Here is a 24,446-nt window from a genome sequence, read left to right on the forward strand (position 1 = left end):
GGAGCACCCCACGCCGGTGGCCGCGGACCTGATCGACCGCGGCCTACGGCTGCGCGACCTCGGCACCGAGGCCCTCAGCTGGGCCGACCTGCACGCCATCGTCGACACCCTCCAGTTCAGGCCGGAGTCCGCGCTCTACCGCACCATCGTCACCGACTGGCGGTGGGGGCTCTCGGAAATGCTGCTCGCCGACGCCGTGGACTCCCTGCGCTGGCTGATGTGGGCGAAGACCAAAGACGGGCAGCGCAATCGAAACCGGCCGAAGCCGGTGCCGCGGCCAGGCATAGCCCAGCCGGAGCGGATCGGTGACAAGCCGGTGGCGATCTCCGACATGAACGAATTCCTGGGATGGGAGGTGGCGTGACCACACCTGATGCGCCGGAAGCGATCGAACTCGCCACCGCGTACGTGTCCATCGTCGGTGAGACGGACAAGCTGGCGGCCTCGGTTCGCAACGCGATGCGCGCGGCACAGCTGCACGCTGACGCCAACCCGATCAACGTCAAGGCCGACGTCGACGTATCCCACATCGGCGCGATCGAGATCCCGATCACCTCAGACACCAGCGCGTTCGACCGCGAGGTCAAGCAGGCCATCCGGGATGCACAGGACCACGCCTGGCTGAACCCGATCAATCTCCGCGCGACGGTCGATGTATCGCACCTCGGTGCGATCGAGCTGCCGGTCACCGCGGACACTACCGGGTTGGCGCAAAAGATCAACGCCGACATCGCGACGATGTCCATCGGGCCGATCAAGGTCGATGTCGAGCCGGACTTTTCCACCTTCCCGGCGGCGATGCAGGCCCAGGTCGAGAATCTCGACCGCCTGTTCGACTTGAAGCTGAAGATCGATGTCGAGCCGGACTTCAGCAACTTCCCCGCGCAGGTCAATGCCACCCTCGCGTCGATGCAGGCGCTGTTCGGGTGGTCGCTGCCGATCCCGGTCGACCTCGACTCGGCAGCGGCACTGGCACAGTTCGCGGCATTGCGGCAGGCGCTGGAGCAGATGGCTTCGCCGATCCAGCAGAACGTCGAGATCGATGCCGACCGCAGCGGCCTGGACCGGGTTCGGTCAGCGCTGTCGCTGGATGGAATCGCCAAAGGCTCGGGCGTTGCCTCGGCAGTAGCGGCGGCGATCGCCGGCATCACCGGCGCCGCGGGTGCAGCACTGGGTGCGGTGGGGGCTCTCGGCGTAGGTCTCGCTGGCCTCGGTCCCGTCGCGGCCGCCGCGGCGTCAACCATCACCGTCGGATTGCAGGGCATCGGGGATGCCTTCACGGCGCTCTCGGCCGCGAGCGATTCGGCTGCAGGCGACGCCGAGGCGCGCACCAAAGCGATCTCCGCGGCACAAGACCAGCTGAAGTCCGCGCTGGATGGCGTCGAGGACGCGCAGCGCGACCTCGAGTATGCGCAGAAGGACTCTCGCGACGCCGCCGAGGATGTCGCGCAGGCGTACAAGGACGCCGCTGACGAGCTCGACGACTACCAGCTCAAGCTCGCGGACGCGAGCCTCTCGGAGAAGGAAGCTGAGCTGGCGCTCCGCGAGGCGCGCGAAGAGTTGGCGAAAGCCGCACCGGACAAGCGGGAGAAGGCGCTGCTGCGGCTGCAGCGCGCCGAGCTCCGGTACGCGCAGGCGCAGGACCGCAATCGCGACTTGCAGGAGGAAGCCGCCGAGGCGTTCGACAAGGGTGTCGAGGGGTCCGACCGTGTTGTGGAGGCCAAAGACCGCCAGGCGCAGGCAGATCAGCGCGTCGCCGCGGCCGAGCGATCCCTGACCCGCGCGAACGAGCAGGTCGCGAAGGCGCAGGACGCTGTCGCCGAAGCGATGACGAAGACCTCGGCTGCGCAGGACAAGGCTGCCCAGGCGTTCGCCGACCTGGCCCCGAACGCGCAGGCGTTCGTCACCGCGACCCGCGCGCTCGCACCCGCATGGGAAGACCTCCGGACCGCGGTCCAGGACTCTCTCTTCGATGCGTCCGCGGAGGGGATCACCGACCTCGCCGAAAACGCGCTCCCCACCTTGAAGCTCGGAATGGTGGATGTTGCGCAGTCCCTGAACGCCCTCACCCGATCATTCGCCACCTTCTGGCAGGCGCCCCAGAACCTCGACGCCGTCCGGAACATCTTCGCGGGGACCGCGGACTTCATCAGCGGCATGACCGCGGGCCTGCATCAGATGACCACCGGATTCCTGGACTTCGGCCAGGCATTCACTCCCGTGGCCACCAAGGTCGGCGAACAGTTCGGCGGAATGCTCGGAAGCATCGGGCAGGCGTTCACCGACGCATTCCAGTCCGGCGCCCTCACGCAACTGTTCTCCACCTTCGGCGACATCCTGGAGGGCCTCGGCGGCGGCTTGAACCCGCTGATCGACGGCCTCATCGAGATGGGCAATGTCGTCGGCCCCACGTTGGGCCCGCTGTTCACTGCGATCGGCGCATCCATCCAGCAGATGGCTCCGTCACTCGGTGCGATCGGCGCGACGTTCGCCAAGACGCTCACCGCGCTGCTGCCCGATCTGGCCACATTCATCGACGCCCTGGCCACCGGCCTGGAGCCGGTGCTGCCGGTAATCGGCGAGCTGCTGTCGTCTCTGATGACGGCGCTGACCCCGCTGATCGGCCCGCTCGCAGAGATCGCGCAGATCGTCGGAAACGCGCTCGCCCAGGCATTCACTGCGCTGGAGCCAGCAATGGGCCCCCTGGCAGGGGCATTCGCATCGCTGGTCGGTGCCGTCGCGCCGATCCTGCCGGTAATCGCCGAGGTCATCTCGGGTTTGGTGCAGGCGCTCGCGCCCGCGCTGGAAACGATTTTCGATGCGCTCGGGCCGGTGATCAAGCAGTTCGCTGATGCGATGCTGCCGGTGTTCGAGGAGCTGCAGCCGATCCTGGCCGACGTCGCCGGTCAGATCGGCAACGCGCTCGCCGCCGCGCTGGTGCAGATAGCGCCGCACATCCCCGACCTGGCGCAAGCGTTCGGCGACTTGGTGCTGGCGATCGCGCCGATGATCCCGGACCTGGCGCGAATCGCGCTGGAGCTCCTGCCGCCATTCCTCGATGTCGTCATCGCGATCCTGCCGCAGATCCAGAAGTTCATCGAAGCCCTGACCTGGCTGGTGAAGAACGTCATCATCCCGTACGTCATCCCCTACGTGCAGCAGATGACCGACGAGATCAGAACCGGCCTGGAGACAGTCGCCACGGTGATCACCACGGTCCGAGAGAAGGTCGGCGCCGGTATCGAGAAAATGAAGGAATTCTTCGGCGACCTTTCGAATGTGGTCTCGGAGAAGTGGCGGGGGATCGTCACGACAATCGCCAAAGCGGTCAAGCAGATCGGCGAGCTGCTCGAAAAGATCCCCGACATTCCGGGCATCAGCAGCGGCGTGGCCGATACCGGAAAGTCCATGGTCGCCTGGGCTGAACGCAACGGCGCGGCGACCGGCGGCCTGCTTCATGGACCGGGCACCGGAACCAGCGATTCATTCCTGATCGCGGCCAGCAATGGCGAGTACGTCATCAACGCCCGCGCAACCGCCGCGAATCTGCCCCTGCTGGAGGCGATCAACTCCGGCTGGACCCCAACGGCCGCGCAAATGCACGCGATGTTCCCCGGATTCGCCACCGGCGGCCTGGTGGAGGCCCAGCAGTGGGCGCGCGGGCAGGCCGGCAAGCCGTACCAGTATGGCGGCGTGGGCGATCCGTCATGGGACTGCTCCGGATTCATCGGCGGAATCTGGGCCGTCCTGACCGGCAAGGACCCACGGAAGCGCTACTTCTCAACCGAATCCGACTTCACAGCGTTCGGCTTCGAGAAGGGACTCGGCGGCGACGGCGACTTCTCGATCGGAGTCAAGCGCGGCGGCGGCGGCCCCAACTCGCACATGGCGGGCACCCTGGGCGACCTCAACGTCGAGAGCAACGGCACCGACGGCGTAGAGGTCGGCCCGTCTGCCGCATCGGCGGCATCCTTCCCGCTGAAGTGGCACCTGCCGCTGTCGGGCGACTCCGGTGATGAGGGGCGGGGCCTGGGTCCCAACCTCACAGGCGGCGGCTCCGGCGGCAACTCAGGCGGGACATCTGGCCAGATCCGCGGCGGCCGACCGAGCAAGCTCGGCCAGGGAAGCACCGGCGGCTCAACGAACGGTACCGGCGAGGAAAGCAACGGCGAGGACGCCGGGACGACCAGCGCGACCGACGTCTTCGTCACGAACTGGCCGACAAGCCTCAGCCTTTCCGGGGAGGCAACAGGGGTCGATGTCACCGGAAGCGATCTGTCGACACCGGCAGTCTCCGACACAACTGCATCCTCCACCCCCTACGACCTCTCGTCGTCGACCGCGCAATCCACGCATCCGCTACAGGGCACCCCGCTGACGGGCGACCTGTTCACTGGAGATGCCCCGTGGTACCTCGCGGACTCGCCGGAGCAGGCCTTCGCGAATCTCTCGACTCAGGCCGCGACGCAGTGGGAGTCGACTGCTTCCGACCTGCAGGGGTTCTTCTCCGACAACTGGAGAGAGATGGTCGAGACGGGCGCGGGCGTGCTCGGCATGGGCGCGATGGGCGGTGGGGGCATGACGGTCAACAACTACGGCATGTCCCCAGAGGGCGCGGCTGCGGCCGTCGAACGTCAGATCCGACGCACGAATCTCGCGACCATGCGGAATGGAGGTTTCGGCCGGTGAATCCGCTGCTTCGCCGCGAGGCCACGAAGATCGTCGGCTGGGACATTCATGGCCGGTGCTGGCACCTGCATGGCACCGGCGCCGGTCGTGAAGGTGCCCGGATCCTCGACCAGACCGGGCACATGTTCGCGCCCACCGCGCTGCTCGTGAGCGAGGGCGCCCGCCAGGACGGCGCCACGTTCCTGCGGTCGGTCCGGTCGAAAAAGGAGTGGGACTTCAACATCCTGCTCCAGGCGGACACCGTGCGCGGCTTCCATGCGGTCCACGACGCCTGGTTCCGCGGCTGGTCGACAGATCTGCCGTTCAAGGCGGCATGGTTCACCCGGCATCAAGGGTGGCGGTTCCAGCTCTACCAGCTCGATGGCCCACCTCAGCCGATCGGCACCGTCGACCCGGCGCTGAACGCCGCTGTGGCCTACCAGATGTCGGCCGTGGCGATGGATCCGCTGGCCCATCACCTGGAGGAATCGACGACCTGGGTCAACGTCGACGCCTTCGGTGAGGGGGTGCTGATGGCGCGTAACGCTGCCGATCAGCCTGCCTGGCCGCGCTACACGATGAACGGGCCCGGCCGGTGGCGGATCGGCGACCCGCTGGAGGAGGACCCGCTGCGGATGGTGGAGACCCCGGTGATCGAGGAAGGGGAAACCCTGCGCATCGACAGTCACCCGCGGCATCGCACGGCCCGCGTCTACTCCGGTGCGGTGCCGTCGGGGCGCAACGTGTGGGGCCAGCTGGCGGGCCGCCGGTGGTTCCGATCGGTCGATCCGTGGTCCTCGCTGCCGATCTCGGTGGCTGTCACCGAGGGCGGCACTACCGAATCGGAGATCACCGTGACCGTCACGCCGCGCAGCTCGAGGCCGTTCTGATGGCGTGGGATCGCGCCGTCGAGGTGCGGCGGATGGACCTGGCTCAGCGACAGGAGGACGCCGACCGCGCCGACCAGACGTGCCTGGTCCGCTACTGGGACAAGTACCTGCAGGAGGTGGGGGAGGAGGGCCGCTACCTCGACATCACCTTCACCTACACGAAGAACGCTCCCGGCGGGCTCAAGATGCGCTTGAGCCGCGACACCCTGTACTTCGACCACCTGTTCCGCCTCGACGAGGACGGCGTGGGCCCGGAGAACCGGACCGCGCCGATCACCGTGGATACCAAGGCGTTCCGGTGGGACGGCTACATCACCCGCGTCGCTCTGGTCCGTGATGACGACGGCGTCGAGTACATCGACGTCGAGGCGATCCACTGCTGGCAGCACATCGCCACCACCGCGCTGTGGGCGTCCCCGTTCGCGCCGATCCTGGCGCAATGGCCCAGGCATATGGTGCTGTTCGGACCGACGGAATCCCTCATCGGGATCTACATGTCCTGCAACCTGATCCGGCAGCAGTCCTCGGCATATCCCGGGCAGTGGTCGGATGCGCCGGAATGGGTGCGCGCGGGCGATTCGCTGTGGCCGATCGCGATGGTGCCGGTGTGGATCCTCACCGACACCAGCAAATGGGCCGCCGGATCCGCGCGCTTCGACATGGCCAGCGAGTTCTTCTCGACCTGGCTCGACGACTCCGGTGTCGTGCTGGAGGCGAAGTTCTTCCTGCCCGGCGAGGACGAGCAGCCCGCCCCGGAATGGTTCTACCTGGACAAGCCGACCGTGGTGTTGTGGACAACTGACAAGTCCGGCGTCACTGGCCCCACCGGCACGCTGATCGACGGGCTCGTCTCATGGTTCGAGGACTTCATCGACGACACGACCCCGGTCCGGTACCCGAACTTCAACGCACAGCACGAGTACGAAGCGATCTACGGTGAGCATGGGCCGCTCGGCACCTTCCGGAACTTCCCGCACGTCTGGTATCTGCCGGGGGAGTACTCCGGCATCGGCGCGTCCGAGGTCGCAGTGCACAAGCCGCTGGCTACATCGGTGATCGTCGGCGGAAAATCCCCGGGCTGGGTGAACGCCGGCATCGAGATCGCCATGAAGAACTTGCTGTCCTGGGTCGGCCTGCTGATCGGCATCCCCGGCCTGGACTCTCTGTATCAAGGCCAGCTCGACGACGTGTTCCTGGCCTGGATGTCGTATTCGAATGCCGAGCGCACCAGGGAGGCTGGGCCGTTCGCGTTCAAGGAGCACGTCGTCGCCAACTCGACCAAGGCCTTCACTTTGGACGGGGTGATGGCGGGCCGGGCCGGTCTGTGGGCGACCCGCGGCTACACCAGTCACAAGGTCTCGGTCGGCGACGGCGCCCCGTACCTGCTCGGGAAGGACTTCACCCTCGGCGACCAGATCGGATTCCAGCTCGGTGATCAGATCTTCACCGACTTCGTCACCCAGATGAGCTTCACCGACGACCGTCAGGGCGGCGCCCGGTGGGAGCTGACGATCGGTGACGGCGGCGACGAGGACGACACCATTACCAAAGCCTGGAATCGGCTCGGCCAGCTGGCGACCGCGGTGCAGTCCATCGCCACCGACGTCGGCGCCGACCTCGACCTGCTCATCTTCTAGGAGGCCGTCTTGGACACCCAGATCTCCGCCCGCCTGGTGGCCACCGAGGAAGTCGACCTGGACGGGCTGCCGATCCTCACCGCCACCGTCACCCCGTCGGCCGAGGCCGCTGAGCAGCTGCTCCCCGCCGGCCCCGCTGGCCCGACCGGACCGCGCGGCGACGCCCGGACCACCTTCGCCAAGCAGGGCGTCATCGCGGACGAGGCCGCACGCCCGGCCGGTCTCGGTACCGAAGACCGCGGCAAGTGGTGGCATCGCCTCGACGACGACGGCATGGACTTCTGGGACGGCACCACCTGGATCCACTCGCCCGGCGCGGTCGGCACGCAAGGCCCGGTCGCCGAACCGAACACAGTCACCGTGACGACCACGCACGATCCGGCGCTGATCGGCGCCGCGCTGCGCTTCTCCGGCGCGACTTCAGCGCAGCAGCTGCAGGCGACGGCACCGGCCGGTCTGCCCGGCCCGCCCGGGCCCGCGGGCACGTCCGGAGCGATCGCGGAGGCCACCGACTACGACGACACCGTCGGCCCCACCAACAGGTCATCCTTCGCGCTGACCTCGTCCGGCCGCCGGTGGGAAGCCACCCAGCCGCCCAACGGGTTCGGGCCGTGGGCCTGGTGGGACTCGGAGTTCGCCGCCAACCACCAGGAAGCCATCCCCGCCTACACGGCGGGCACTTTCACGATCCCGGCGCTGCCGTTCCAGTGGCGGCCGATGTGCTGGGGGCAGATGCACATCTTCATGGAGCAAGGCTCGGAGGCGCGGGCGGAGATCCGCGTCCGGCTCGGCACGGCGACCGGGGTGATGGTGGCATCCGGTGCAGGGCACCGCATTTCCGGCCCGAACTATCTGCCGGTCGCCTTCTCGCCCGCCTTCGGGGACGAGGGCACTAAACCGCTGTCCCCGTCCAGCACCTACGCGACCGTCCCGGCCGGTCAATCGGCCACGTTGATCGTCGCGGTGGAGCGGGTCGGGTCGGGCACCGGCTACGACATCGGACACACCATCACCGCGGCCGCGCTCACGGTGTGGGCGCAGCCAGTCCCGGAGGCTGCACAGTGACCACCATCGGCGAGTACTTCGAGCAGACCCAGATCCGCGGCATCAACGAGGGCATCGGCGAGCCGGGGATCGCCCAGAGTTTCAACGGCACCCCGAAGGACGGGTCGCTGGAGCTGCCCACTGGATCGCCGGGACCGACCGGCCCGCAGGGACCGGCCGCGCACCGCTTCCGGTGGGAGGGCGACATCTCCGACCCGGTCGCCCTGGCCTCCCTGGCCGAGTCTCTGGGCCCAGCGCAGGCAGGGAAGGCGTGGCGGGTCGAGTCGACCAACACGTTGATGTACTGGAACGGGTCGGCATTCGACGTTTTCGCCGAAGCGTTCGGCGGGCACGGCCCCACCGGTGAGGTCAACACGCTGACGATGGGCACGGTCACCACCGGCGCGGTCGGCGCCGACCTGGAGATCACGATCACCGGCACCCCGCCCAGTCAGACGCTCGACATCACGGTGCCGCGCGGCGTGCAGGGCGCGCAAGGGCCGATCGGTTCGCCGGGCCCACTGCGGGAGGCCACCGACTACGACGACACGACCCCGCCGGTCGACGGCGCGGTGCCGCTGTGGAACTCGACGACCTCGAAGTGGACGCCCACCCCGTACCCGGGATGGCGCGGCCCCTGGACCGCGTTCGAAGGCGCCTCGTGGGACGGCGGCGCAGGATTCATCGCCTCGGCGTCCGGGACATCGACCAGCCCGAACACCCTCTGCACCATCAACGTCCCCGCCCAGGACGTCGACTGGCGACCGTTGGTGTTCGGCGGCGCGCTCGTGCGCACCACCGCCACCGACAACAGCAACAGGGTCGACATCGAGGCCCGCATCACCAACGCGGCCGGGCAGATCGTCGGCTACGGACCCGGCACACCCTTCGGGCTGGAGTCCTTCACCAGGGTGCAGCCGCAGTACAACACCGCCTCCATGACCCCCGCGTCATCGGTCGGCGTGGTCTCGGCCGGTGTGCCCGCGGTGATCGCGATCGTGCTGCGCCGCAACCTCGGCAGCGGGTCCTACAACTACATCCGCACCGGCGCGCACGCAACGGTGTGGGCGGTGCCGGTGACGGGAGCGCCATGACCATCGTCTACGACAGCGACATCACGCTCACCCTGCGCGGCGTCACCGATCCGGTCGGTCTCCCGTACACGGTGAACCCGCTCGAGCTGGTGGACCGCGGGGGGCTGCTGGAGATCCGCGACGGCGCTCCCGGTGCGGCTGGCCCGCAGGGCGATCCGGCGTGGCCGTGGCAGTGGATGGGCGACATCGCAGACCTGGCCACCCTGCAAACCCTCGGCCTGGGCGAAGCGGAAGCGCACCGCGCCTGGCGGGTGGTCGACGAGAACAGCGTGATCCTGTGGACCGGCCTGCATTTCGTGCGCTTCACGATCGCCTTCCAGGCTCCCGGCCACCAGGGGCCACCGAACATCCTCTCCGGTGTCGCCACCATCGGCGACCCCGGCACCTCGGCGACTGCCGTCCTCACCGGCACACCACCGAACCAGGTGCTCGAAGTGCAGTTCCCGCGCGGCGCGGAAGGCCCGCAAGGTGATCCCGGTGAGCCGGGCGCGATCACCGACGCCGAGGACGTCGGGGACCTCGGCACGGCCCGGCAAGGATCGGTGCTCGCCTGGAATGAGGCCGGCTCCGAGTGGCGGCCGATTCCCTCGCCGAAACTCGGCGGACCGTGGGCAATCGCAGGATCGCAGTTCACCGGCGGCTCCAACCTCTCGGCATCGCCGAAGACGATCGCGACGATGACGATTCCGGCGCAGCCGATCCCGTGGCGGCCGGTGGTGCTCAGCGGGTCGATCGGCCTGCAAGCGCATGTGCCGTCCATCAACGATTCCCGACCGGACGTGGAGATCCGGCTGGGCGCGGCCGACGGCCCGATGATCGGCTACGGCTTCGGCGCCGCAGCCTCCAACCACACCCAGGTGCAGTTCTTCCCGCGCTGGGACGCGCCGATCTCGCCGGACTCCACCGCGGGCACCGTCGCCGCCAACACCACCGCCCAGATCTACGTGGTCGTGCGCAGGGTCACCGGCACCCGCAACTACTCGATCATCACCACCGGCGCGCAGTTGGTCGTCGGTGCCCAACCCCTGGAAGGGCAGCCGTGAGCGAAGAGATCATCCACGAGGTCGTCACCGAGGCTGGCCGCGAACAAGAGGCCATCGAATACCACGCCACCGGCAAGGACGGCGTCCGCGTCACCGAGCGCATGCGGGCGTTCCTGCAGCACGTCGTCGAGGGCACACTGCCGACCCTGGATGTCCCCGAGGTCGCCCCCGAAGTGCGGGAGCTCGCCGAAGAGCTCGCCGTCGTCCACCTCCCGGAATGGAAGAACCCCGCCGGTCGCAAGCTCGCCGATCCGGCCGTCATCCAGGTCGCTCAGGCACCACGGATCGCCGACTACCTGATCACCCGCGGCTGGCGCCGCGACCCCGCGCTGGAGACAATCCGCTGGGCACCCACCCCAGGCGGACTGCCCGGCCCCTACGACACCGGCCTGCACTACGGCCGCGACGAAGACGGCAGCTGGCCGATCCCCGACGTCGAGGCCTACTGGGACGTCGACGACGTCACCACCGAGCAGCTGCCCGACGGCACCTGGAAAGCCGAGCACCCCCGCGGCGTCGCCTTCCAGGCCGCGACGAAGTCCGAGGCACTCGCCGGGATTGTCGACACCATCCGCACCAAGATCGAGGAGGCGAAGGATGCCCAAGGCTAAGCCCACATACCGCGAGATCGAACGATGGTCCAAGGCCAATAGTCCGCGCGGCGGCGCCCGCATCACGAACTTCTTCCTGCACACCCAGGAGGGCAACGGGACCGCCGAATCCCTGGCCGGATACCTGCAGAACACCGCGAACCAGGTCAGCTATCACTACACCGTCGACAACAACGGCGTCGTCTGCGATGTCGTCGACACCGACTACAGCTCGTGGTCGGTGCTCAACGCCAACCCGAGCAGCATCAACCTGTGCTTCGCCGGTAGCCGTGCCGCGTGGTCGCGCGCGCAGTGGCTCGAGCTGATGGGCCGCGGCATCGAGATCGCGGCATGGCTGGCCGTGCAGGACTGCCGCAAATACGAGATCCCGACCGCCGTGATCGCACCGCCCTACCGGCGCGGCTCCGGGATCTCCGATCACAACTACGTGACCCAGGTCCTCGGCATGGGCACGCACACCGACGTTGGCGCCGGATTCCCCTGGGATGTCTTCGCCGCGCATGTCCGCGACTTCACCACCGACCACCAGGAGGACAACGCCGTGATGGATGCACAGACCGCGGCCGGGCTCGCGCTCGACCAGCTCGCCGGACCCGGCACCCATGTCGGCGAAGACTTCCCCGGCTGGCCACAGCTCGGCGACCGCACACTGGTCGACGCGGTGGCAGCGATCGGCGAGAAGCTCGGCGTGCCCGGCTGCTACGACCCGAAGGCCGAGAAGTGATCGCCCGGCTGCTCGAGCTGGCGGCGCGTGAGCCGGTCGCGGTACGGCTGACGCCGGTCCTACTGGCGGTCGTCGCCTACCTCGTCGCACGCGGAACGATCGACGACCAGCTCGCCGAGCTGCTGGTCGCGGTGGTCGTCGCGGTGCTCGGCGGTGGCGCTATTGCTGGCGCACGAGCTCGCGTCACGCCAGCCTCGGCTGGCCGCCACGCACGCATCGAGGAGTGAGCGCCGGTGACCGCACTCACCCCGACAGGAGGTAGCGACGTGCAGGAATGGGCCACCGTGCTCGGCAGCATGGTCGGCGGCGGCGCGCTTGCCGAAATGACGCGGGCAGTCTTCGGCCGCCGCGGTCAGCGCGTCGACAACGTCGCCAAGTTGGAAGCGATCGCCACCGGCCTGGCGGAGAAGGCGACCAAGGCCGCGGACGATCGCGTGGCACAGATCGAGCGCGCCTTCGCCGACCACAAGCAGGAAACCGAGGAAGCCGCCGCGCGCCGCCGCGTGGCGGCCGTCGCACACGCTGAATGGGATCAGATGGTGGCAGCCGAGCTGCGCACTCTCGGCGCGTCGGTGCCACCTCCACCGCCTCTCGAAGGAGTCGCGCTGTGACCACATCGATCATGCGGGAGGGGCGACATGGCTGACCTGCCACCGCTGAAATACGGCCGCGTCGTTGGCCGGTTCCTGGCCAACATCATCGACGGCCCCGATATCGACGACCTGCCCGAGTTCCAGCCGCTCACCGGCACAGTCACTTTCACTGCCGAGGCGCCGAAGATCCTGGTGGCCAGCGCATCCCCAGCGCCGGCGACCTATGTCCAGCTGCCCAAGCACTACGTTGCCAGCCTCGACGAATTCGGGTACCTGACGTGGCGCGGCGACCGCGGTCTGCGGCTGGTCGCGCCGTCGGCGGACACCAACCCGTCGGAGTGGACGTGGCGGGTCACCTTCGACCTGTCCTACGACGGCGACCCGGTGCCGATCGCGCCCTTCTCGTTCGAGGTGCCCGAGTATGTGCCCGGCCCGAACCCTGCGGACCCCGACACCGGATCGGTCGGCCTGGTCGACCTGACCCTGGCGTCCCCGGTCCCATCGAGCACCGGCGAGGCCGTGGTGCGCGGCCTGTCCGTCGTCAACGTGACCATCAGCGGCAACGACCTCACCTTCTGGCTGGACAACGGCACCGACCTGCCGCCGGTGACGGTGCCCGCGATCCAGGACGCCACCGACGCCGCGGCCGCAGCAGCGGCATCGGAATCTGCGGCGGCAGCATCGGAAGCCGCCGCGCAGGCCGCCGTGGACTCCTTCGACCTCAGCATCGGCACGGTCACCGAGGGCCCGGCGGATGCGACTGTCTCCGGCGGGCCGCCCGCGTGGACGCTGGATCTGACCCTGCCACCCGGCCCCACCGGCCCGGCCGCTCCGGATGCGGACGCCACCACCAAGGGCATCATCCAGCTCGCTGGGGACCTCGGCGGCACCGCGTCCGCCCCGACCGTGCCGGCGCTCGCCAATATGGTCGACCTGACCAGCGACCAAACCATCACCGGCTACAAGACCATGAGCACCGGCGCCCAGATCGCCGGCGCGAACATCGTCCCGTCCACGCCAGGCGACACCGCCCGCGTCATCCTCGACAACGAGTCCGGGCAAGCCTACGAATTCGGCTGCAACAGCGGCGACGGATTCAGCGTGTGGGACTCGACAGCGGGAACAGGCCCGATCTACATCGAACCCGGGTCGCCCACGGGCAGCATCTACATCACTCCCACGGGCAACGCCATGTCGCAACAGCTGGACATGGGCACCAGCAAGATCACCAGCAGCGCCACGCCATCAGCTGGTGATGACCTGGTGAACAAGACCTACGCCGACGGCAAGGTCGCGTCGGGAGATTCGCCCTACGACCTGAACATCTTCGCGTTCGGGAAAGACACCACCCGCGCCACGGGCACCGGCGACTACCCGGTCGGGGTCAAGTTGCAGCGCGCCGCGGTGTTCACCAGCGTGACCTACCGGGCGGTCACGGCCGACGCATCCGGCAACCTGGTCGTCGAGCTGCGCAAGAACGGCGTCGCCGTGTCCGGCAGCTCGGCCACGATCACCGCGGCGAACCAGGTAGCCGGCGGGACCGCCACCGGCAGCTGGGCGTTCGCGCTCGGTGACATCCTCACCGTGCACATCACCGGTGTCGGCACGACCCCCGGGAAGGGCCTAGTCGCGGACATCACCGGGACGGCCTGATGGGTGCCATCGTCACCGGCGGCCGCGGCCTGCCGTTCTTCCCTTCCGGGATGACGAAGAACGGCAACAGCTCCGCCCTGCCGAACACGTTCACCAAGGTCACCGCCTGGACCGCCGACACCGGCACCTATCCCGGATCGTCCGTGGTGTCCGACAATCTGGTCGTCCAGGGTCCGAAATCAGGTGCGACGATCTCGGCGAGCATCGTGATCGCCAACAGCTCCAGCGCCCAGAACGCACAGATCCAGCTCAAGATCGGGTCGACCATCATCGCCACCTCAACGGCGACCTCGGTGCCGACCTTCGGATCGGCGACCCTGACCTGTTCCGGCCCGGCTGATGTCGCGCTCGGCGACCAAATCACCCTGGAAGCGAAGTCGACCAGCGGATTCAACCTCACCGTGAGCGGCGGGGTGAACACCTGGGTCCGCTGCACATAGAACGACCCCGTAATACACAACGCGCCCCCGCTGGATTCGTCCAGCGGGGGCGCGTTTCGTCGTTTCTCAGGGCCCCGGCGTCCACACCGACGTGTCGGCGCTCATCCCCGCGCACACCAGCGTCTGGCCGGATGGCGATTCGGCGACTCCCTCGCCCTGCCGACACGGCGTGCCGGGCGTTCGTGTGCCGATCAGCGGTGCTGAGTTCACCCATTTCGGCGTGGGTCCGCCCGCGTACGCACACTTCAGCTGGCCGCCGGAGGCATCGGTGGCCCAGTTGTCGACGTCCGGATCGCATGCCACCCCAGCAGCCGGAGCCACTGCCGTCTTCGTCGGAGGAGGCGCCTGGGTAGTCGCGCTAGCTGCAGGCGTGGATGGCGTCGTTGCCGCGGTTGCCGTCGGCATCGCCGCGGTTGACATCGTTGCAGGCAGCGGGATCGTCACTGACTTCGGTGCTGTCGCGACAAGTTCAAGGTTCGCCCATGTCGAGCCTGGGGCGGCCACGATCGGGGTGTACTGCACCGCGATTGGGTCCTGCTGGACATGCAGGAGAATCCACTGCGACGTACGCAAGCCGACGTCGGCGGACTTGCCAGATGGCCACCGCTCAGAGCACGAGCTCTTGAGTACCCCGTTCTCTGTCGGGTGGGTGATGCCGTCGCGGTGCAGGGTGGTCAGTGTGTACATGTCCGGGCTGCCGATGCCGACGGTGCCCGAGTTGTCAATCTCAACTTGGATCGCCAATCCTGCCGTGCCCGCGACCGGGTCGATGACGCATTCGGCCGGAACCAGGACGCTATCCCGGATCGTGATGGTTCCGATCAGCTCGCCGCTGTCGGCTCGGCGGAACTCGATCGGCGACCCGATGCCGCCACTCGCGGACTCTGCGGTCGAGGTCTCGCCGGACGACGGCGAGTGCGACATGCCAACAAGTACGCCGATGCCGACTACAGCGAGCACGGCCAGCGCGATCGCCGCGATCAGGAGGCCGCGCTGGGAGCGACTCGCACTTTCAGCCGACGGCGTCTTCGGATCGATCAACGAACCCCCCTAGTGAAGTTGGTGTTGCACCATGATCGAACGGAGGCGATCGCGCGTTAACGTGCGAACGCCCCCGCCGGATGCGTGGCCGGCGGGGGCGCTGGATATCAGCCGCGGTATTCCCATCCTTCCGGGCGCCAGCCGTTCGGCATGGTCTCGCGGGCGTACTCGATCATGATCCTGATCAGCTCTGACCGGTTCGGTTCGCCAGCCTTGGTCAGCAGGTCCTCGGCGATCGCCTGTTCGTCCAGGGCGACGATCAGGTCGTCGGACATGCGCAGGGTGAGGACCGGCCGGCGGGGGCCAGGTCTGGGCATCGGGCCTACCTCCGGGCGAACTTGATCAGCAGGACCGCGACGACCAGCCACGCTGCAGCGTAGAGCGCGGCGCGTACGGGGCTCCAGTTGTCGGCGAGCAGGACCGCGCCGAGTACGGCGAGACCGGCCAGCAGGGCGAAGATTCTCATCGTGACGTCTTTCTGTGGGTGGGGTGGTTGACGCAACGACAGGAGGGGGGTCTACTTGGTGGGGCGGACCGGGTAGGTATGAGCTATCCGGTCCGCCGTCTCAGGGGGTGTTACTTCTTTCGGTGCTTTCCTTTGTAGCGGCGCTTGGCTCGCCACTTGGAAATCTTTGGAGCGGCTGCGGGGTAGAACCCGATAACCGTTGTCCAAACCAGGCCGATGATGAAGTAAACATCTCCTTTGTCCATGTGGACCCACCCTCTTGTGTTGTGTTGTAAGAACTGGCTGCCCTTACATGAATAACTATAGCGTAGTGTATTACACTACGCAACCCAATTGGATAGGAAATTATCGGCGAATTTCAAACACGCCCCGCCGATGCGAGATCGGCGGGGCGCATCCGTCTATCCGTGCTCGGTCTGCCGGTTTCCCGGCAATCGGCAGACAGGGGACGGTATCGCTACTGGTGGTCGGCAGATGCCTTCCAGTCGGTCACGTGAGTGGTCGACTTCCCCTTGCCGTAAAGCTCCTCGGCCAGGGCGTTGTCGGCGTTGTTGCTGTTGCCAGCGTTGCCGTCAGGTCCCGGAATCATGATTCACCTCCTCTCACACTGTCGGTCGAGCCGGATGGAGCAGGTCTCAGCGGCGGATCGAGTCGATGACCAGCCAGGCCACGCCGACGGCCATCACGAGCACGATCACGAGAATCACTGTGTCCACGCAGATCTCCTTCACTCGTCGGGTGGTGCGAGGATCTCCAGGCCGGTATCGGCGACCCACCACAGCAGCCCGTTCGCGCGGGTCCGGTAGTGGACGAGCCGTTTTGCGTGCAGCTGGCTGAGGTAGATGCCGGTTTGGCGGGCGGAGCTGCCTTGCGCGCGAGCGAGGTCGTGCACGGTGGTGGCCTGTGGTCTGGTCGGCGCCATCGCGGCGAGGGACTCCAGGGTCCAGCGCTGGCAGCGGGTCAGCTGCTGGGTGCTCATCTGTCGGCCCGTTCCTGTAGCGCGTCCAGGACGGCAAGGCCCGCGCGCACGTCGGCGTCGAGCTCTTGCAGTTGGCCGCCGGTGTCGTCCCACGGTCCGAGTGCCATCGTGTGCAGGCGGCCCGTCTCGTCGACTCTCGACCATGTGCCGTCGAGGTGCTGCAGCCAGCCGCTCATCGGACGGCCCGCCGGGGTGGGCGGCGCAGCAGGGGTGAGATTTGCCAGCGCTCTGCCCGGTCGCGGAATGCCATGCCCTCGCGGCACAGGGCTCCGAGGTCGCGCTTGGCCTTCCACTGCGGCAGGCGCGCCCCGCGGGCGATCTGCTCGACGGTGAGCATGCCGCCGGGAATCAGGACATTGAGCACAGCGCGCTGCCGTGCGGTCAGGTGGTCGAATAAGTGTGGTGCGCGGTCCATGGCAACTCCCCGCTGGATCGGAACCCGTCGCTTCGCCCTCAACGATTGCGAAAACCCCAGATCAACAACAGGACACGACGGACTACCGTGGTCTACCGTCGGACACCATGGGCTACATCCGGTCGGCCGATGGGGTAGGTGACGGGTATGTATGAGGTGTGGACAGGAGCGGACGCGACCGCCCTGCGGCTGGCGCTCGGCATCCCTCAAGGCCGGTTCGCCAGCCGTGCGATGGTCAGCATCGGCGCGGTGAAGAAGTGGGTATCCGATGGCACTGTCGTGCTCGCGGACACCTCGGCCGCGGCGATGGCGGAGATCTATGCCGCCGCCACGCCGGAGCAGCGGACGCGGTTCGAGCAGATCCGGGCTTCGCGCGCGGTCGCTGCCCACGCTGCTGTGCCCGACATCGTCGATATCGACGACTGTCCACCCATCTGGTCGGCCGACACCACGGCGGTCGCCCATGACCTCGCCCGGAAGGATCTGCTGTTGGACCGCCGCACAGCGTCGCAGGCCATCGTTGGGATGGTCGTCGGCGTCGGCCTCCTCGAGCCGCTGGAGCGATGGCTGCGGGGGAGGGCCGGCGGTCTCGGTGGTGCGGCCATGAGCACGTCCGGGATGCGTGAGATCGAGCAGCTGGAGCACGCGGCGCGAATGTTCCGGGAGTGGGATGATCAGTTCGGCGGCGGCCTGCGTCGCAAAGCCGTCGTCGGCCAGCTCGACGAGGTCAATGATCTGATTCGCGACAGCACCCATACCGCGGTGCGCGCCAGGCTGCAGCGGGTGCTGTCGCTACTGTCGGAGACGGCGGCCACGATGTCGTGGGACAGCGGCGACCAGCAGACAGCGCAGGGCTACTACCTGCTGGCGGTGAGATCCGCGCAGGAAGCCGACGATCCAGCGCTGTGCGCGCACGCGATGGCGGGCATGGCGCGGCAGATGCTGACTCTGGAGTCCGGCACGACCGGCCCGGAGCGGATCGCGTACCGGCAAGCTCGGGCGGCCGACGCGCTGGAGCTGGTGCGTGTGGCGCAGGATCACTTCTCCGACCGGATCACCGCGACCATGCGAGCGCTGCTGCACACCAGGGAGGCCTGGAGTTACGCGCAGCTGGGTCGCCCGTCGGCCTTCCACCGTGCCAGCGACAAGGCGCTCGCCGAGTTCGAGCGGGTCGACGTCGCCGAAGATCCCTACTGGATGCACTACTTCGATGCGGCGGAGCTGTCGGGCACCCTCGGCGGAAGGCTGCTGGAGTTGGCCCGGACCCGTCCCGCCTATGCCGGCGAGGCAGCGGAGGCGATCGACAAGGCGATCAGTACCCGCCGTCCGGAGCGGTGGCGGTCGACGGCGTTGGATCAGCTGGGGACCGCGGAGGCTCGGCTGATCCAGGGGGAGTACGAGGAGGCTCACCGCCTGGGTGTGCTGGCCTTGGAGTCGGTGGCGCAGACCTCATCGGATCGGGTGCGGCGCAAGCTGGTCGAGGTGCACCGGCGAGCTCAGGAGTGTGGTGACGCCCGGCCGGTAGCCGAATTGCGTGAGCTGATGCAGCCGCTGACGGCCTCCCCGGCATGATGGGCTCATGAGGATCAGCGTCACCGGACACATGAACATCACCGACAGCACGGCCGAGCTGGTGCGCGCCGCGGTCGCCGACCTGATCGAAGGCACACCCGATCTTGTCGGGGTGTCCTGCATCGCGCGCGGCGCCGACAGCGTGTTCGCCGCGGCCGTACTTGATGCCGGCGGGCAGCTCGAGGTGGTGCTGCCGTCGCGTGGATACCGAGAGACCAAGGTGAAGCCGGACCACGCGCCGCTGTTCGATGACCTGATCGCCCGCGCCGCGAAGGTCCGGGTGATGGACTTCGACACCCCCGGCCGGGACGCTTACGAGGCCGCGAACGCCGTCCTGGTAGACGAGGCTGACCGCCTGATAGCGGTATGGGACGGCGAGGTCTCGGCGCGCGGTGGGACGGGGACCGTCGTAGAGCTGGCCCGCCAGCGCGGCATCCCGGTGGACATCGTGTGGCCGAGCGGGGCGGAGCGCAGCTAGCGCATTATCCAGTTGCCACGGGTGTGGTCGCACGCCTCGGTGACCGGCGGCCAGTAGATGACGGCGTCGCATTGGAGGCAGGCGTGCGTGCGGTGGTGGCGTGCGATGGCGGGGCAGGCGAGTGACCCGACCAGTACTTGGTGGGGGCCGAGCCGGTGTCCGTTCGGGCAGCGGATCGGCACCGGCTCGGCCCAGCTTCCGCCGCGCACCTGGTACAGCCGTCCGGGCTCGACGGGCTTGCCGTCGCCGAGGTGCCAGACGATCGAACACATGTGGCCAGCGTAGGCGGGTCACAGCCCTTCTTGTGTGCCTGGCCTTTGCCTTCCTCGCTCACATCCAGCTCGGCAATGCCTATGCCCGCGTCGTCGGCCGTTAGCCCCAGCCGTTCAGCGTGGACTGAGTTGTGAGTCTTCGCCTGCCTCTAGACTTGCATCGGCGGTCTCGTCGATATCGGGGCCGAGTACCTGCATCGGTATCCGAACTTTCTCGGGCGTCTCGGTGATCTCCACTTCCCAGTAGTAATTCCCGGGGTCGATTGTGATTCCGCCCGTAAAGGACAGGGTGAGGACGGCTCGATCGCTTCCGCCGGTCGGGGCTGGCGTCGAGAATCCGAACGGCCTCTCGCCGTCGATGAGGAACGGCTTGCCGGTATCCGCGGAATGCAACATCCCTCTGATGCTTGAGGACTTGCCGAATTCCTCCGAGGGCTCGAGGTCGATGATGATGATGAGCGCAAGCGGAGGGAGCGGCGTTGTCGTCGTCTGAGCGCCGATCCCCAGCGCATGGACTTTTCCTGACGCCGGGTCGATCTGGGCAGCATCGGCGTTCAAGGCGGTCAGCTTCATGCGCGGCAGCCCTCCTCCGAAGCATCGTTGGCGTTCGGCGCCGATGTGTGCATCTGTAGCGTGCCCCAGCCGTCGAGGAAGCTGCTCAGCGCGTGATGGTAGGTGCAATGGGGCCGCTGTTCCACCACCCGCGAAGCGTCGCTGTACACGACGTAGGCGTTGGCTATGAATGCAACGTCGGGCGCGGTCGCGGGGCGATCAGAATCTGGGGTGACCTCCGGTGCGCACTCGGCCACCTTCTCGACCTTGTGCGTGATTCGTGCTCCGATCGCGAGAGCGTAGCGTCTGATCGTGGACAGTCTCGGGTCTGCGGTGAGCTTCTCGAACTGGGTGACCGCAGACCGGTCGCGGCCTATTCTGCGCGCCACATCAGCGGCCTTCAGGCCCGACGCCTTCCTGAGCGCGACCAGGTCTTCCAGTAGCTGATCGTCGGCTTCTACAAGGTCGTGGGCGAGAGTGGTCGTGGGATCGCTCGTGTCGATCCCCAGTTGACTGGCGAGTTCCTCGTACACACTCATGTGTTGAGGTTAACCGCAACAGTCGCGCCTATGGGTGTTATACACCACATCGTGAGATTATCCATTGCTTGAAGCGATTGAACGCCTGGTCGATATGGCCGTCCTGGAGCGACCACCACGCCTTGCTCTTGGCTGCGTCGGGCTTGCGGCCTGCGAGGGACCATACAAGGTAGTCGGAGTGTCGGCCCGTCGGCGCTCCGGCATACAGCCTGTAGTGCCAGCCATGGAGGTTTTTCAACCGGGGTTGATCACTCGTCGGCCGGGGAAACTTAAGCTCGGCAACCACGTCGCCCCTTCGGTCCAGCGCCTCGTGCTCGATGTCCCGAACCGTGCCTTCGTGCGCTCGCTGCATGAGCTTCATCAGCTCCTGCTGGGCCATCTCTCGCTCTACCAGCGCACCTGCCGCCTCAGCTTGGATGTGATCCAGCACCTCTCTGAACTCACGCTTGTACTCCTCAAGCATCGCGTTCTGACGTCGGACTCCAAGGAGCCACGGGTTGGACCGGCCTGGCATGCACCCCTCCGCACTGCTAATTCAAGACGCGTTGACAGGCCACATCCAGGTGCCCTGCCGCCTTGATACCAGAATGGGCCGACATTCCGGGAAGGCATCGCGGAATCCGACTCGCCCCCGCGTTTCGGCAGGTCGTCCGAAATGCCGGGAGCCCCAACCCCTCCCGCCGCAGGGGAACTGGTCGACCAGGGGCTGGCCTGCTGCGCGAGCGGTGGCCGTGCGCGGTGCAGTCAGCGATCGTGCGCGTGGAGCACCTGGTCACTGCCGCCGCCGTGGATCACGCGAAGTCGGGGCCGCGGCATCTCGATGCCCCAGCTGTCGGACACCGCGCGGTCGAGCCGCAGCTGTAGCTGCGCACCGGCGTCGAGGCAGGACCGCGGCACACCCCGGCACACCAAGTACTGGCCGCCGTCCGGGTCGTCCCGGATCTCGACCTGGCGGAGCAGCACCTCCGGCGGGCCGTCATGGGTGCGCTCACACAACGCGCACACCGGGGTGGTCCAGCCATGCTCGGTGAGCAGGGCGGCCAGGGCGCGGTCGCGGTCGACGCGCGGCGTTGTGCGGTAGCCGCACGCGCACCAGGCGACGGCTCGGCGCCCCGACGGGGAGGTGCCTGTCGGCAGGCAGATTTGGCGCGGACGGGAATCGGTTAGAGACATTTTCAGATTCCCCCGTCGGCGAAATGGGCGACGTAGCTCTCGGCGTACCGCTCGGCCGCGGCCTGAGCCTCCTCGGCGGTGGCGTACGGGCTGCCGAGGGTCTCCCACCGGCCGCACCGCTGCTGCACCCGGAACCCGCTGCCGCTGCCATGGACCCGGAACATCGCCCGTGCCTGCTCGATCGTCGGCGCACTCATCGCGCGTCCAGCTCGGCCAGCACCCGATCCCAGGACCGGGCGTGCAGCCACTCCACGGCCGCGATCCCGAGATAGCCGTGCATCTGCAGCAGCGCGGCGGCGCGGCCCTTCCATGCCTCTGACAGCCGCTCCGGGTAGCGGGTCTCGGCGAATGCCTCACGGGGGCTCGCGTAGCTGGACAGGGTGGCCAGCCTGGACGGGTCGGTGTCGATCCACATCAGCAGCGCGGTCGCCTCGGCCAGGTCGGTGTGGCCGCGGTAGAAGGTCAGCGAGGTGACGGCGGGCAGCCCGGCGGCCACACGGGACACCGCGCCGCGGACTTCATCCTCGGTGGGACCGTTGCACCAGTCCATCCGCCAGTCGCGGCCGTGGTCGACATAGATGGCGGCGAACTGCACGTCGTAGCGGTCGGTGAGGGCGCGGGCCAGGATGTGCATCTGGCGGGGGCGGGACTTGCTGGCGGTCAGGACGTACTGGACGGTGGCGGTCATGCTCGGAGCCTCTCGGAAGGATCGCCGTCTGCCCGCTATCGTGGCCCGGTGAGCTCACGAATTCAGCCCTATCCGGGCTGGTCAGACGATTACGCCTCCTATTGGACGGTATCTACCGTCAACGTCAACGGGGTTCGGGCCGCGGCGACCAAGGGCATGCTGCCGTGGTTGGCCGCGACCGAAGCCGACATCGTCTGCCTGCAGGAGACCAGGGCGACCGACGCGCAGGTCGCCACCGCGCTGGCGCCCGCCCTGGACGCCGGGTGGGTGCTCAGCCATGCCGAGCCGGAGTCCAAGGGGCGGGCCGGGGTCGGGATTCTGTCCCGGCGCACGCCCGACGCGGTACGGATCGGGTTCGGTAGCAGCGAGTTCGCCGACTCGGGCCGCTATATCGAGGCCGATTTCGGCGGGCACACCGTGGCGAGCGTGTACGTGCACTCCGGCGAGGAGAACACTCCCAAGCAGGACGAGAAGTACCGGTTCCTGGCCGAATTCGGCACCTATCTGAAGGCGAGGACTGGCGATTTCGTTGTCTCCGGCGACTGGAATATCGCACCCGCCGAAGCCGACCTGAAGAACTGGAAGGGCAATCAGAAGTCGGCGGGCTTCCTGCCCGAGGAACGCGCCTGGATCGCCGACGTGCTTGGCGCCGGATACGTGGACGTGGTCCGCGCCCTGCATCCCGGCGTAGCCGGCCCCTACAGCTGGTGGTCCTACCGCGGCCGGGCTTTCGACAACGATTCGGGATGGCGCATCGATTATCAGCTGGCCCGTGGTGACCTGCCCGGTCGCGCGAAGCAGGCCGTCGTCGAACGCGCTCCTGCCTACGACCAGCGGTGGTCCGACCACGCACCGGTTACGGTGCAGTACCGATGAACCTCTCACGGAAAACGCGCGGCCTGCTCGGTGGGCTCGTCCTGATCGTGCTCGCAGTCGGCTTCACACTGCTCACGGGTGGGGGCGACACCACGACGAACACCGTCGCGACGCCGACGAAAACGGTCGCCGGAGCCACCACGACCAGCGCCGCACCGAAACCCGGTCCACCGAAGGGCAGTTCCAGTGCCTCGCCGGTGACCAAGACGGCGGGCGTGCCCGATCGCGCGTACACCACGCTCGCCGAGATCGACGCGGGTCGCTGGCCGGATTCGGCGAACGCGCCGGGGACCAAGGGTGGCGAGCGCTTCATGAACCGGGAAGGAGTACTGCCCGCGAAGGATTCGGCGGGCAAGACGGTGGCCTACCGGGAATGGGACGTCAATCCCAAGCAGCGCAACCGGGGCCGCGATGCCGAACGTATCGTCACCGGCAGCGACGGTTCGGCCTGGTACACCGGTGACCACTACGAGACCTTCACGAGGATGCGCTGATGCGAATGACGCTGTCGCAGTTCCTTGCTCGCCCCACCGCCGCGGCGCCCGTCGCGCCGCCGCCGATATTCGGTGCCCTCCAGGTCGACGCGTCGGCCTTCAGCGGCGTGCGCTATGACGCGCCCGCCGACTACCGGGTGCGCGAACTGCGCGGCGCCAAGATGCGTACCGTCGCCGGACTCTTCGACGAGTTCGCCGCCGCCTTCCAGTTCCCGTACTACTTCGGCGCCAACAAGGACTCGTTCGACGAATGCCTGCGCGACCTGGACGATTTCCTCGGCGACGCGCCCGGCTACGTGGCGGTGGTGCGTACCGCCTCGGACCTGCTCGCCGCCGAACCGGCCGAACGCGCCTGGTTCGACGCGGCCATCCGCGACTGCGCCGCCTACTGGACCCGCCGTGACGTCGTCTTCCGGGTGGTCCTGCAGGGCGACCCGGATACCTTCGGCGCGGTCGCTTTGAGCGACTGAGCCGCTGCCAGGAGGAACCGGCGGCGCCGCCGCC

Annotated in this window: 32 protein-coding genes; 18 read left to right on the forward strand and 14 right to left on the reverse strand. The window is 67.8% G+C overall.

The features are described from left to right. Window positions 1-16 precede the first annotated feature (16 nt). From ACFOW8_RS08370 to ACFOW8_RS08430, 13 genes are read left to right on the forward strand one after another with little or no spacing between them, the layout of a single operon-like run. On the forward strand, window positions 17-364 hold the full coding sequence (locus ACFOW8_RS08370) for a DUF5361 domain-containing protein (RefSeq protein WP_378547849.1): 348 nt from the start codon (window positions 17-19) through the stop codon (window positions 362-364). Next, complete coding sequence (locus tag ACFOW8_RS08375) at window positions 361-4,689, forward strand: hypothetical protein (RefSeq protein WP_378547851.1); 4,329 nt, start codon at window positions 361-363, stop codon at window positions 4,687-4,689. The genes ACFOW8_RS08370 and ACFOW8_RS08375 overlap by 4 nt, the downstream gene beginning before the upstream one ends. Continuing rightward, window positions 4,686-5,558: a phage tail protein gene (locus ACFOW8_RS08380; RefSeq protein WP_378547853.1), complete on the forward strand. Its 873-nt coding sequence runs from the start codon at window positions 4,686-4,688 to the stop codon at window positions 5,556-5,558. The genes ACFOW8_RS08375 and ACFOW8_RS08380 overlap by 4 nt, the downstream gene beginning before the upstream one ends. Next, window positions 5,558-7,195: a Gp37-like protein gene (locus ACFOW8_RS08385; RefSeq protein WP_378547855.1), complete on the forward strand. Its 1,638-nt coding sequence runs from the start codon at window positions 5,558-5,560 to the stop codon at window positions 7,193-7,195. The genes ACFOW8_RS08380 and ACFOW8_RS08385 overlap by 1 nt, the downstream gene beginning before the upstream one ends. Before the next feature lie 9 nt (window positions 7,196-7,204). Continuing rightward, window positions 7,205-8,260 (forward strand): hypothetical protein, encoded by a 1,056-nt coding sequence (locus ACFOW8_RS08390; RefSeq protein WP_378547858.1) that lies wholly within the window; start codon window positions 7,205-7,207, stop codon window positions 8,258-8,260. Further along, on the forward strand, window positions 8,257-9,333 hold the full coding sequence (locus tag ACFOW8_RS08395) for a hypothetical protein (protein WP_378547861.1): 1,077 nt from the start codon (window positions 8,257-8,259) through the stop codon (window positions 9,331-9,333). Before ACFOW8_RS08390 ends, ACFOW8_RS08395 begins: the two co-directional genes overlap by 4 nt. Beyond that, window positions 9,330-10,376 carry a hypothetical protein gene (locus ACFOW8_RS08400; protein WP_378547864.1) on the forward strand — a complete coding sequence of 349 codons (1,047 nt, stop codon included), beginning with the start codon at window positions 9,330-9,332 and terminating at the stop codon, window positions 10,374-10,376. The genes ACFOW8_RS08395 and ACFOW8_RS08400 overlap by 4 nt, the downstream gene beginning before the upstream one ends. Further along, on the forward strand, window positions 10,373-10,987 hold the full coding sequence (locus tag ACFOW8_RS08405) for a hypothetical protein (RefSeq protein ID WP_378547867.1): 615 nt from the start codon (window positions 10,373-10,375) through the stop codon (window positions 10,985-10,987). The genes ACFOW8_RS08400 and ACFOW8_RS08405 overlap by 4 nt, the downstream gene beginning before the upstream one ends. Continuing rightward, window positions 10,974-11,711: an N-acetylmuramoyl-L-alanine amidase gene (locus ACFOW8_RS08410; protein ID WP_378547870.1), complete on the forward strand. Its 738-nt coding sequence runs from the start codon at window positions 10,974-10,976 to the stop codon at window positions 11,709-11,711. Before ACFOW8_RS08405 ends, ACFOW8_RS08410 begins: the two co-directional genes overlap by 14 nt. Next, window positions 11,708-11,938 carry a hypothetical protein gene (locus tag ACFOW8_RS08415; RefSeq protein ID WP_378547873.1) on the forward strand — a complete coding sequence of 77 codons (231 nt, stop codon included), beginning with the start codon at window positions 11,708-11,710 and terminating at the stop codon, window positions 11,936-11,938. Before ACFOW8_RS08410 ends, ACFOW8_RS08415 begins: the two co-directional genes overlap by 4 nt. Before the next feature lie 6 nt (window positions 11,939-11,944). After that, window positions 11,945-12,322 carry a hypothetical protein gene (locus ACFOW8_RS08420; RefSeq protein WP_378547876.1) on the forward strand — a complete coding sequence of 126 codons (378 nt, stop codon included), beginning with the start codon at window positions 11,945-11,947 and terminating at the stop codon, window positions 12,320-12,322. Window positions 12,323-12,349: 27 nt separating this feature from the next. Next, complete coding sequence (locus ACFOW8_RS08425; RefSeq protein WP_378547879.1) at window positions 12,350-13,957, forward strand: hypothetical protein; 1,608 nt, start codon at window positions 12,350-12,352, stop codon at window positions 13,955-13,957. After that, window positions 13,957-14,397, forward strand: coding sequence for a hypothetical protein (locus ACFOW8_RS08430; RefSeq protein WP_378547882.1), 441 nt, complete (start codon window positions 13,957-13,959; stop codon window positions 14,395-14,397). The genes ACFOW8_RS08425 and ACFOW8_RS08430 overlap by 1 nt, the downstream gene beginning before the upstream one ends. A gap of 66 nt (window positions 14,398-14,463) precedes the next feature. Here the strand turns inward: ACFOW8_RS08430 and ACFOW8_RS08435 are convergent, their stop codons facing one another. The 7 genes from ACFOW8_RS08435 to ACFOW8_RS08465 all read right to left on the reverse strand — a co-directional run bounded on the left by ACFOW8_RS08435 (window position 14,464) and on the right by ACFOW8_RS08465 (window position 17,298). Beyond that, window positions 14,464-15,438, reverse strand: coding sequence for a hypothetical protein (locus ACFOW8_RS08435; protein ID WP_378547885.1), 975 nt, complete (start codon window positions 15,436-15,438; stop codon window positions 14,464-14,466). 107 nt (window positions 15,439-15,545) lie between these two features. Beyond that, complete coding sequence (locus ACFOW8_RS08440) at window positions 15,546-15,755, reverse strand: hypothetical protein (RefSeq protein ID WP_378547888.1); 210 nt, start codon at window positions 15,753-15,755, stop codon at window positions 15,546-15,548. A 5-nt stretch (window positions 15,756-15,760) separates the two neighbouring features. Then, window positions 15,761-15,904 (reverse strand): hypothetical protein, encoded by a 144-nt coding sequence (locus ACFOW8_RS08445; protein ID WP_378547891.1) that lies wholly within the window; start codon window positions 15,902-15,904, stop codon window positions 15,761-15,763. A gap of 457 nt (window positions 15,905-16,361) precedes the next feature. Then, on the reverse strand, window positions 16,362-16,493 hold the full coding sequence (locus ACFOW8_RS08450; protein WP_378547894.1) for a hypothetical protein: 132 nt from the start codon (window positions 16,491-16,493) through the stop codon (window positions 16,362-16,364). A gap of 138 nt (window positions 16,494-16,631) precedes the next feature. Further along, window positions 16,632-16,883 (reverse strand): hypothetical protein, encoded by a 252-nt coding sequence (locus ACFOW8_RS08455; protein WP_378547897.1) that lies wholly within the window; start codon window positions 16,881-16,883, stop codon window positions 16,632-16,634. Then, window positions 16,880-17,059: a hypothetical protein gene (locus ACFOW8_RS08460; protein ID WP_378547900.1), complete on the reverse strand. Its 180-nt coding sequence runs from the start codon at window positions 17,057-17,059 to the stop codon at window positions 16,880-16,882. The genes ACFOW8_RS08455 and ACFOW8_RS08460 overlap by 4 nt, the downstream gene beginning before the upstream one ends. Beyond that, the gene (locus ACFOW8_RS08465) at window positions 17,056-17,298 is read right to left on the reverse strand and encodes a hypothetical protein (protein ID WP_378547903.1); all 243 of its coding nucleotides are present in this window, start codon (window positions 17,296-17,298) and stop codon (window positions 17,056-17,058) included. Before ACFOW8_RS08465 ends, ACFOW8_RS08460 begins: the two co-directional genes overlap by 4 nt. 147 nt (window positions 17,299-17,445) lie before the next feature. Here ACFOW8_RS08465 and ACFOW8_RS08470 point away from each other — a divergent pair, with 147 nt between their 5' ends. Together ACFOW8_RS08470 and ACFOW8_RS08475 are read left to right on the forward strand one after the other, a co-directional pair. Then, window positions 17,446-18,870 carry a hypothetical protein gene (locus tag ACFOW8_RS08470; RefSeq protein WP_378547906.1) on the forward strand — a complete coding sequence of 475 codons (1,425 nt, stop codon included), beginning with the start codon at window positions 17,446-17,448 and terminating at the stop codon, window positions 18,868-18,870. Window positions 18,871-18,877: 7 nt separating this feature from the next. Further along, a complete protein-coding gene (locus ACFOW8_RS08475) occupies window positions 18,878-19,348 on the forward strand; it encodes a hypothetical protein (RefSeq protein ID WP_378547909.1) in 471 nt (156 codons plus the stop codon). Here the strand turns inward: ACFOW8_RS08475 and ACFOW8_RS08480 are convergent. From ACFOW8_RS08480 to ACFOW8_RS08510, 7 genes are all read right to left on the reverse strand, one after another. Beyond that, window positions 19,345-19,620: a hypothetical protein gene (locus ACFOW8_RS08480; RefSeq protein WP_378547912.1), complete on the reverse strand. Its 276-nt coding sequence runs from the start codon at window positions 19,618-19,620 to the stop codon at window positions 19,345-19,347. The two genes, ACFOW8_RS08475 and ACFOW8_RS08480, sit on opposite strands and share 4 nt — an antisense overlap. A gap of 114 nt (window positions 19,621-19,734) precedes the next feature. Further along, complete coding sequence (locus ACFOW8_RS08485; protein WP_378547915.1) at window positions 19,735-20,193, reverse strand: hypothetical protein; 459 nt, start codon at window positions 20,191-20,193, stop codon at window positions 19,735-19,737. Then, window positions 20,190-20,711, reverse strand: a complete 522-nt coding sequence (locus tag ACFOW8_RS08490; protein WP_378547918.1) for a helix-turn-helix domain-containing protein — start codon at window positions 20,709-20,711, stop codon at window positions 20,190-20,192. Before ACFOW8_RS08490 ends, ACFOW8_RS08485 begins: the two co-directional genes overlap by 4 nt. 37 nt (window positions 20,712-20,748) lie before the next feature. Further along, window positions 20,749-21,174: a hypothetical protein gene (locus tag ACFOW8_RS08495; RefSeq protein ID WP_378547922.1), complete on the reverse strand. Its 426-nt coding sequence runs from the start codon at window positions 21,172-21,174 to the stop codon at window positions 20,749-20,751. Window positions 21,175-21,455: 281 nt separating this feature from the next. Continuing rightward, a complete protein-coding gene (locus ACFOW8_RS08500; RefSeq protein WP_378547925.1) occupies window positions 21,456-21,884 on the reverse strand; it encodes a hypothetical protein in 429 nt (142 codons plus the stop codon). A gap of 2 nt (window positions 21,885-21,886) precedes the next feature. Beyond that, entirely contained in the window at window positions 21,887-22,081 is a 195-nt protein-coding gene (locus tag ACFOW8_RS08505) for a hypothetical protein (protein ID WP_378547927.1), read from the reverse strand. Next, the gene (locus ACFOW8_RS08510) at window positions 22,078-22,572 is read right to left on the reverse strand and encodes a hypothetical protein (RefSeq protein WP_378547930.1); all 495 of its coding nucleotides are present in this window, start codon (window positions 22,570-22,572) and stop codon (window positions 22,078-22,080) included. Before ACFOW8_RS08510 ends, ACFOW8_RS08505 begins: the two co-directional genes overlap by 4 nt. 48 nt (window positions 22,573-22,620) lie before the next feature. On the opposite strand from ACFOW8_RS08510, the gene ACFOW8_RS08515 reads away from it, so the two are divergent. Genes ACFOW8_RS08515 through ACFOW8_RS08525 form a run of 3 tightly spaced genes read left to right on the forward strand, consistent with a single transcriptional unit; the run spans window position 22,621 to window position 24,412 of the window. Then, window positions 22,621-23,448 carry an exodeoxyribonuclease III gene (locus ACFOW8_RS08515; RefSeq protein ID WP_378547933.1) on the forward strand — a complete coding sequence of 276 codons (828 nt, stop codon included), beginning with the start codon at window positions 22,621-22,623 and terminating at the stop codon, window positions 23,446-23,448. Next, window positions 23,445-23,942: a ribonuclease domain-containing protein gene (locus tag ACFOW8_RS08520; RefSeq protein WP_378547936.1), complete on the forward strand. Its 498-nt coding sequence runs from the start codon at window positions 23,445-23,447 to the stop codon at window positions 23,940-23,942. The genes ACFOW8_RS08515 and ACFOW8_RS08520 overlap by 4 nt, the downstream gene beginning before the upstream one ends. After that, window positions 23,942-24,412 (forward strand): barstar family protein, encoded by a 471-nt coding sequence (locus tag ACFOW8_RS08525; protein ID WP_378547939.1) that lies wholly within the window; start codon window positions 23,942-23,944, stop codon window positions 24,410-24,412. The genes ACFOW8_RS08520 and ACFOW8_RS08525 overlap by 1 nt, the downstream gene beginning before the upstream one ends. The last annotated feature ends 34 nt before the right edge of the window (window positions 24,413-24,446 follow it).

This window comes from Nocardia rhizosphaerae (genome assembly GCF_042650365.1).
Lineage (GTDB): Bacteria > Actinomycetota > Actinomycetes > Mycobacteriales > Mycobacteriaceae > Nocardia > Nocardia rhizosphaerae.

Coding starts and splice junctions, on each gene's coding strand:
- ACFOW8_RS08385 (WP_378547855.1), top strand. CDS start 5,558: ATGGCGTGGGATCGCGCCGTCGAGGTGCGGCGGATGGACCTGGCTCAG.
- ACFOW8_RS08400 (WP_378547864.1), top strand. CDS start 9,330: ATGACCATCGTCTACGACAGCGACATCACGCTCACCCTGCGCGGCGTC.
- ACFOW8_RS08410 (WP_378547870.1), top strand. CDS start 10,974: ATGCCCAAGGCTAAGCCCACATACCGCGAGATCGAACGATGGTCCAAG.
- ACFOW8_RS08425 (WP_378547879.1), top strand. CDS start 12,350: ATGGCTGACCTGCCACCGCTGAAATACGGCCGCGTCGTTGGCCGGTTC.
- ACFOW8_RS08430 (WP_378547882.1), top strand. CDS start 13,957: ATGGGTGCCATCGTCACCGGCGGCCGCGGCCTGCCGTTCTTCCCTTCC.
- ACFOW8_RS08440 (WP_378547888.1), bottom strand. CDS start 15,755: ATGCCCAGACCTGGCCCCCGCCGGCCGGTCCTCACCCTGCGCATGTCC.
- ACFOW8_RS08445 (WP_378547891.1), bottom strand. CDS start 15,904: ATGAGAATCTTCGCCCTGCTGGCCGGTCTCGCCGTACTCGGCGCGGTC.
- ACFOW8_RS08450 (WP_378547894.1), bottom strand. CDS start 16,493: ATGATTCCGGGACCTGACGGCAACGCTGGCAACAGCAACAACGCCGAC.
- ACFOW8_RS08455 (WP_378547897.1), bottom strand. CDS start 16,883: ATGAGCACCCAGCAGCTGACCCGCTGCCAGCGCTGGACCCTGGAGTCC.
- ACFOW8_RS08460 (WP_378547900.1), bottom strand. CDS start 17,059: ATGAGCGGCTGGCTGCAGCACCTCGACGGCACATGGTCGAGAGTCGAC.
- ACFOW8_RS08465 (WP_378547903.1), bottom strand. CDS start 17,298: ATGGACCGCGCACCACACTTATTCGACCACCTGACCGCACGGCAGCGC.
- ACFOW8_RS08470 (WP_378547906.1), top strand. CDS start 17,446: ATGTATGAGGTGTGGACAGGAGCGGACGCGACCGCCCTGCGGCTGGCG.
- ACFOW8_RS08475 (WP_378547909.1), top strand. CDS start 18,878: ATGAGGATCAGCGTCACCGGACACATGAACATCACCGACAGCACGGCC.
- ACFOW8_RS08480 (WP_378547912.1), bottom strand. CDS start 19,620: ATGTGTTCGATCGTCTGGCACCTCGGCGACGGCAAGCCCGTCGAGCCC.
- ACFOW8_RS08485 (WP_378547915.1), bottom strand. CDS start 20,193: ATGAAGCTGACCGCCTTGAACGCCGATGCTGCCCAGATCGACCCGGCG.
- ACFOW8_RS08490 (WP_378547918.1), bottom strand. CDS start 20,711: ATGAGTGTGTACGAGGAACTCGCCAGTCAACTGGGGATCGACACGAGC.
- ACFOW8_RS08495 (WP_378547922.1), bottom strand. CDS start 21,174: ATGCTTGAGGAGTACAAGCGTGAGTTCAGAGAGGTGCTGGATCACATC.
- ACFOW8_RS08500 (WP_378547925.1), bottom strand. CDS start 21,884: ATGTCTCTAACCGATTCCCGTCCGCGCCAAATCTGCCTGCCGACAGGC.
- ACFOW8_RS08505 (WP_378547927.1), bottom strand. CDS start 22,081: ATGAGTGCGCCGACGATCGAGCAGGCACGGGCGATGTTCCGGGTCCAT.
- ACFOW8_RS08510 (WP_378547930.1), bottom strand. CDS start 22,572: ATGACCGCCACCGTCCAGTACGTCCTGACCGCCAGCAAGTCCCGCCCC.
- ACFOW8_RS08520 (WP_378547936.1), top strand. CDS start 23,445: ATGAACCTCTCACGGAAAACGCGCGGCCTGCTCGGTGGGCTCGTCCTG.
- ACFOW8_RS08525 (WP_378547939.1), top strand. CDS start 23,942: ATGCGAATGACGCTGTCGCAGTTCCTTGCTCGCCCCACCGCCGCGGCG.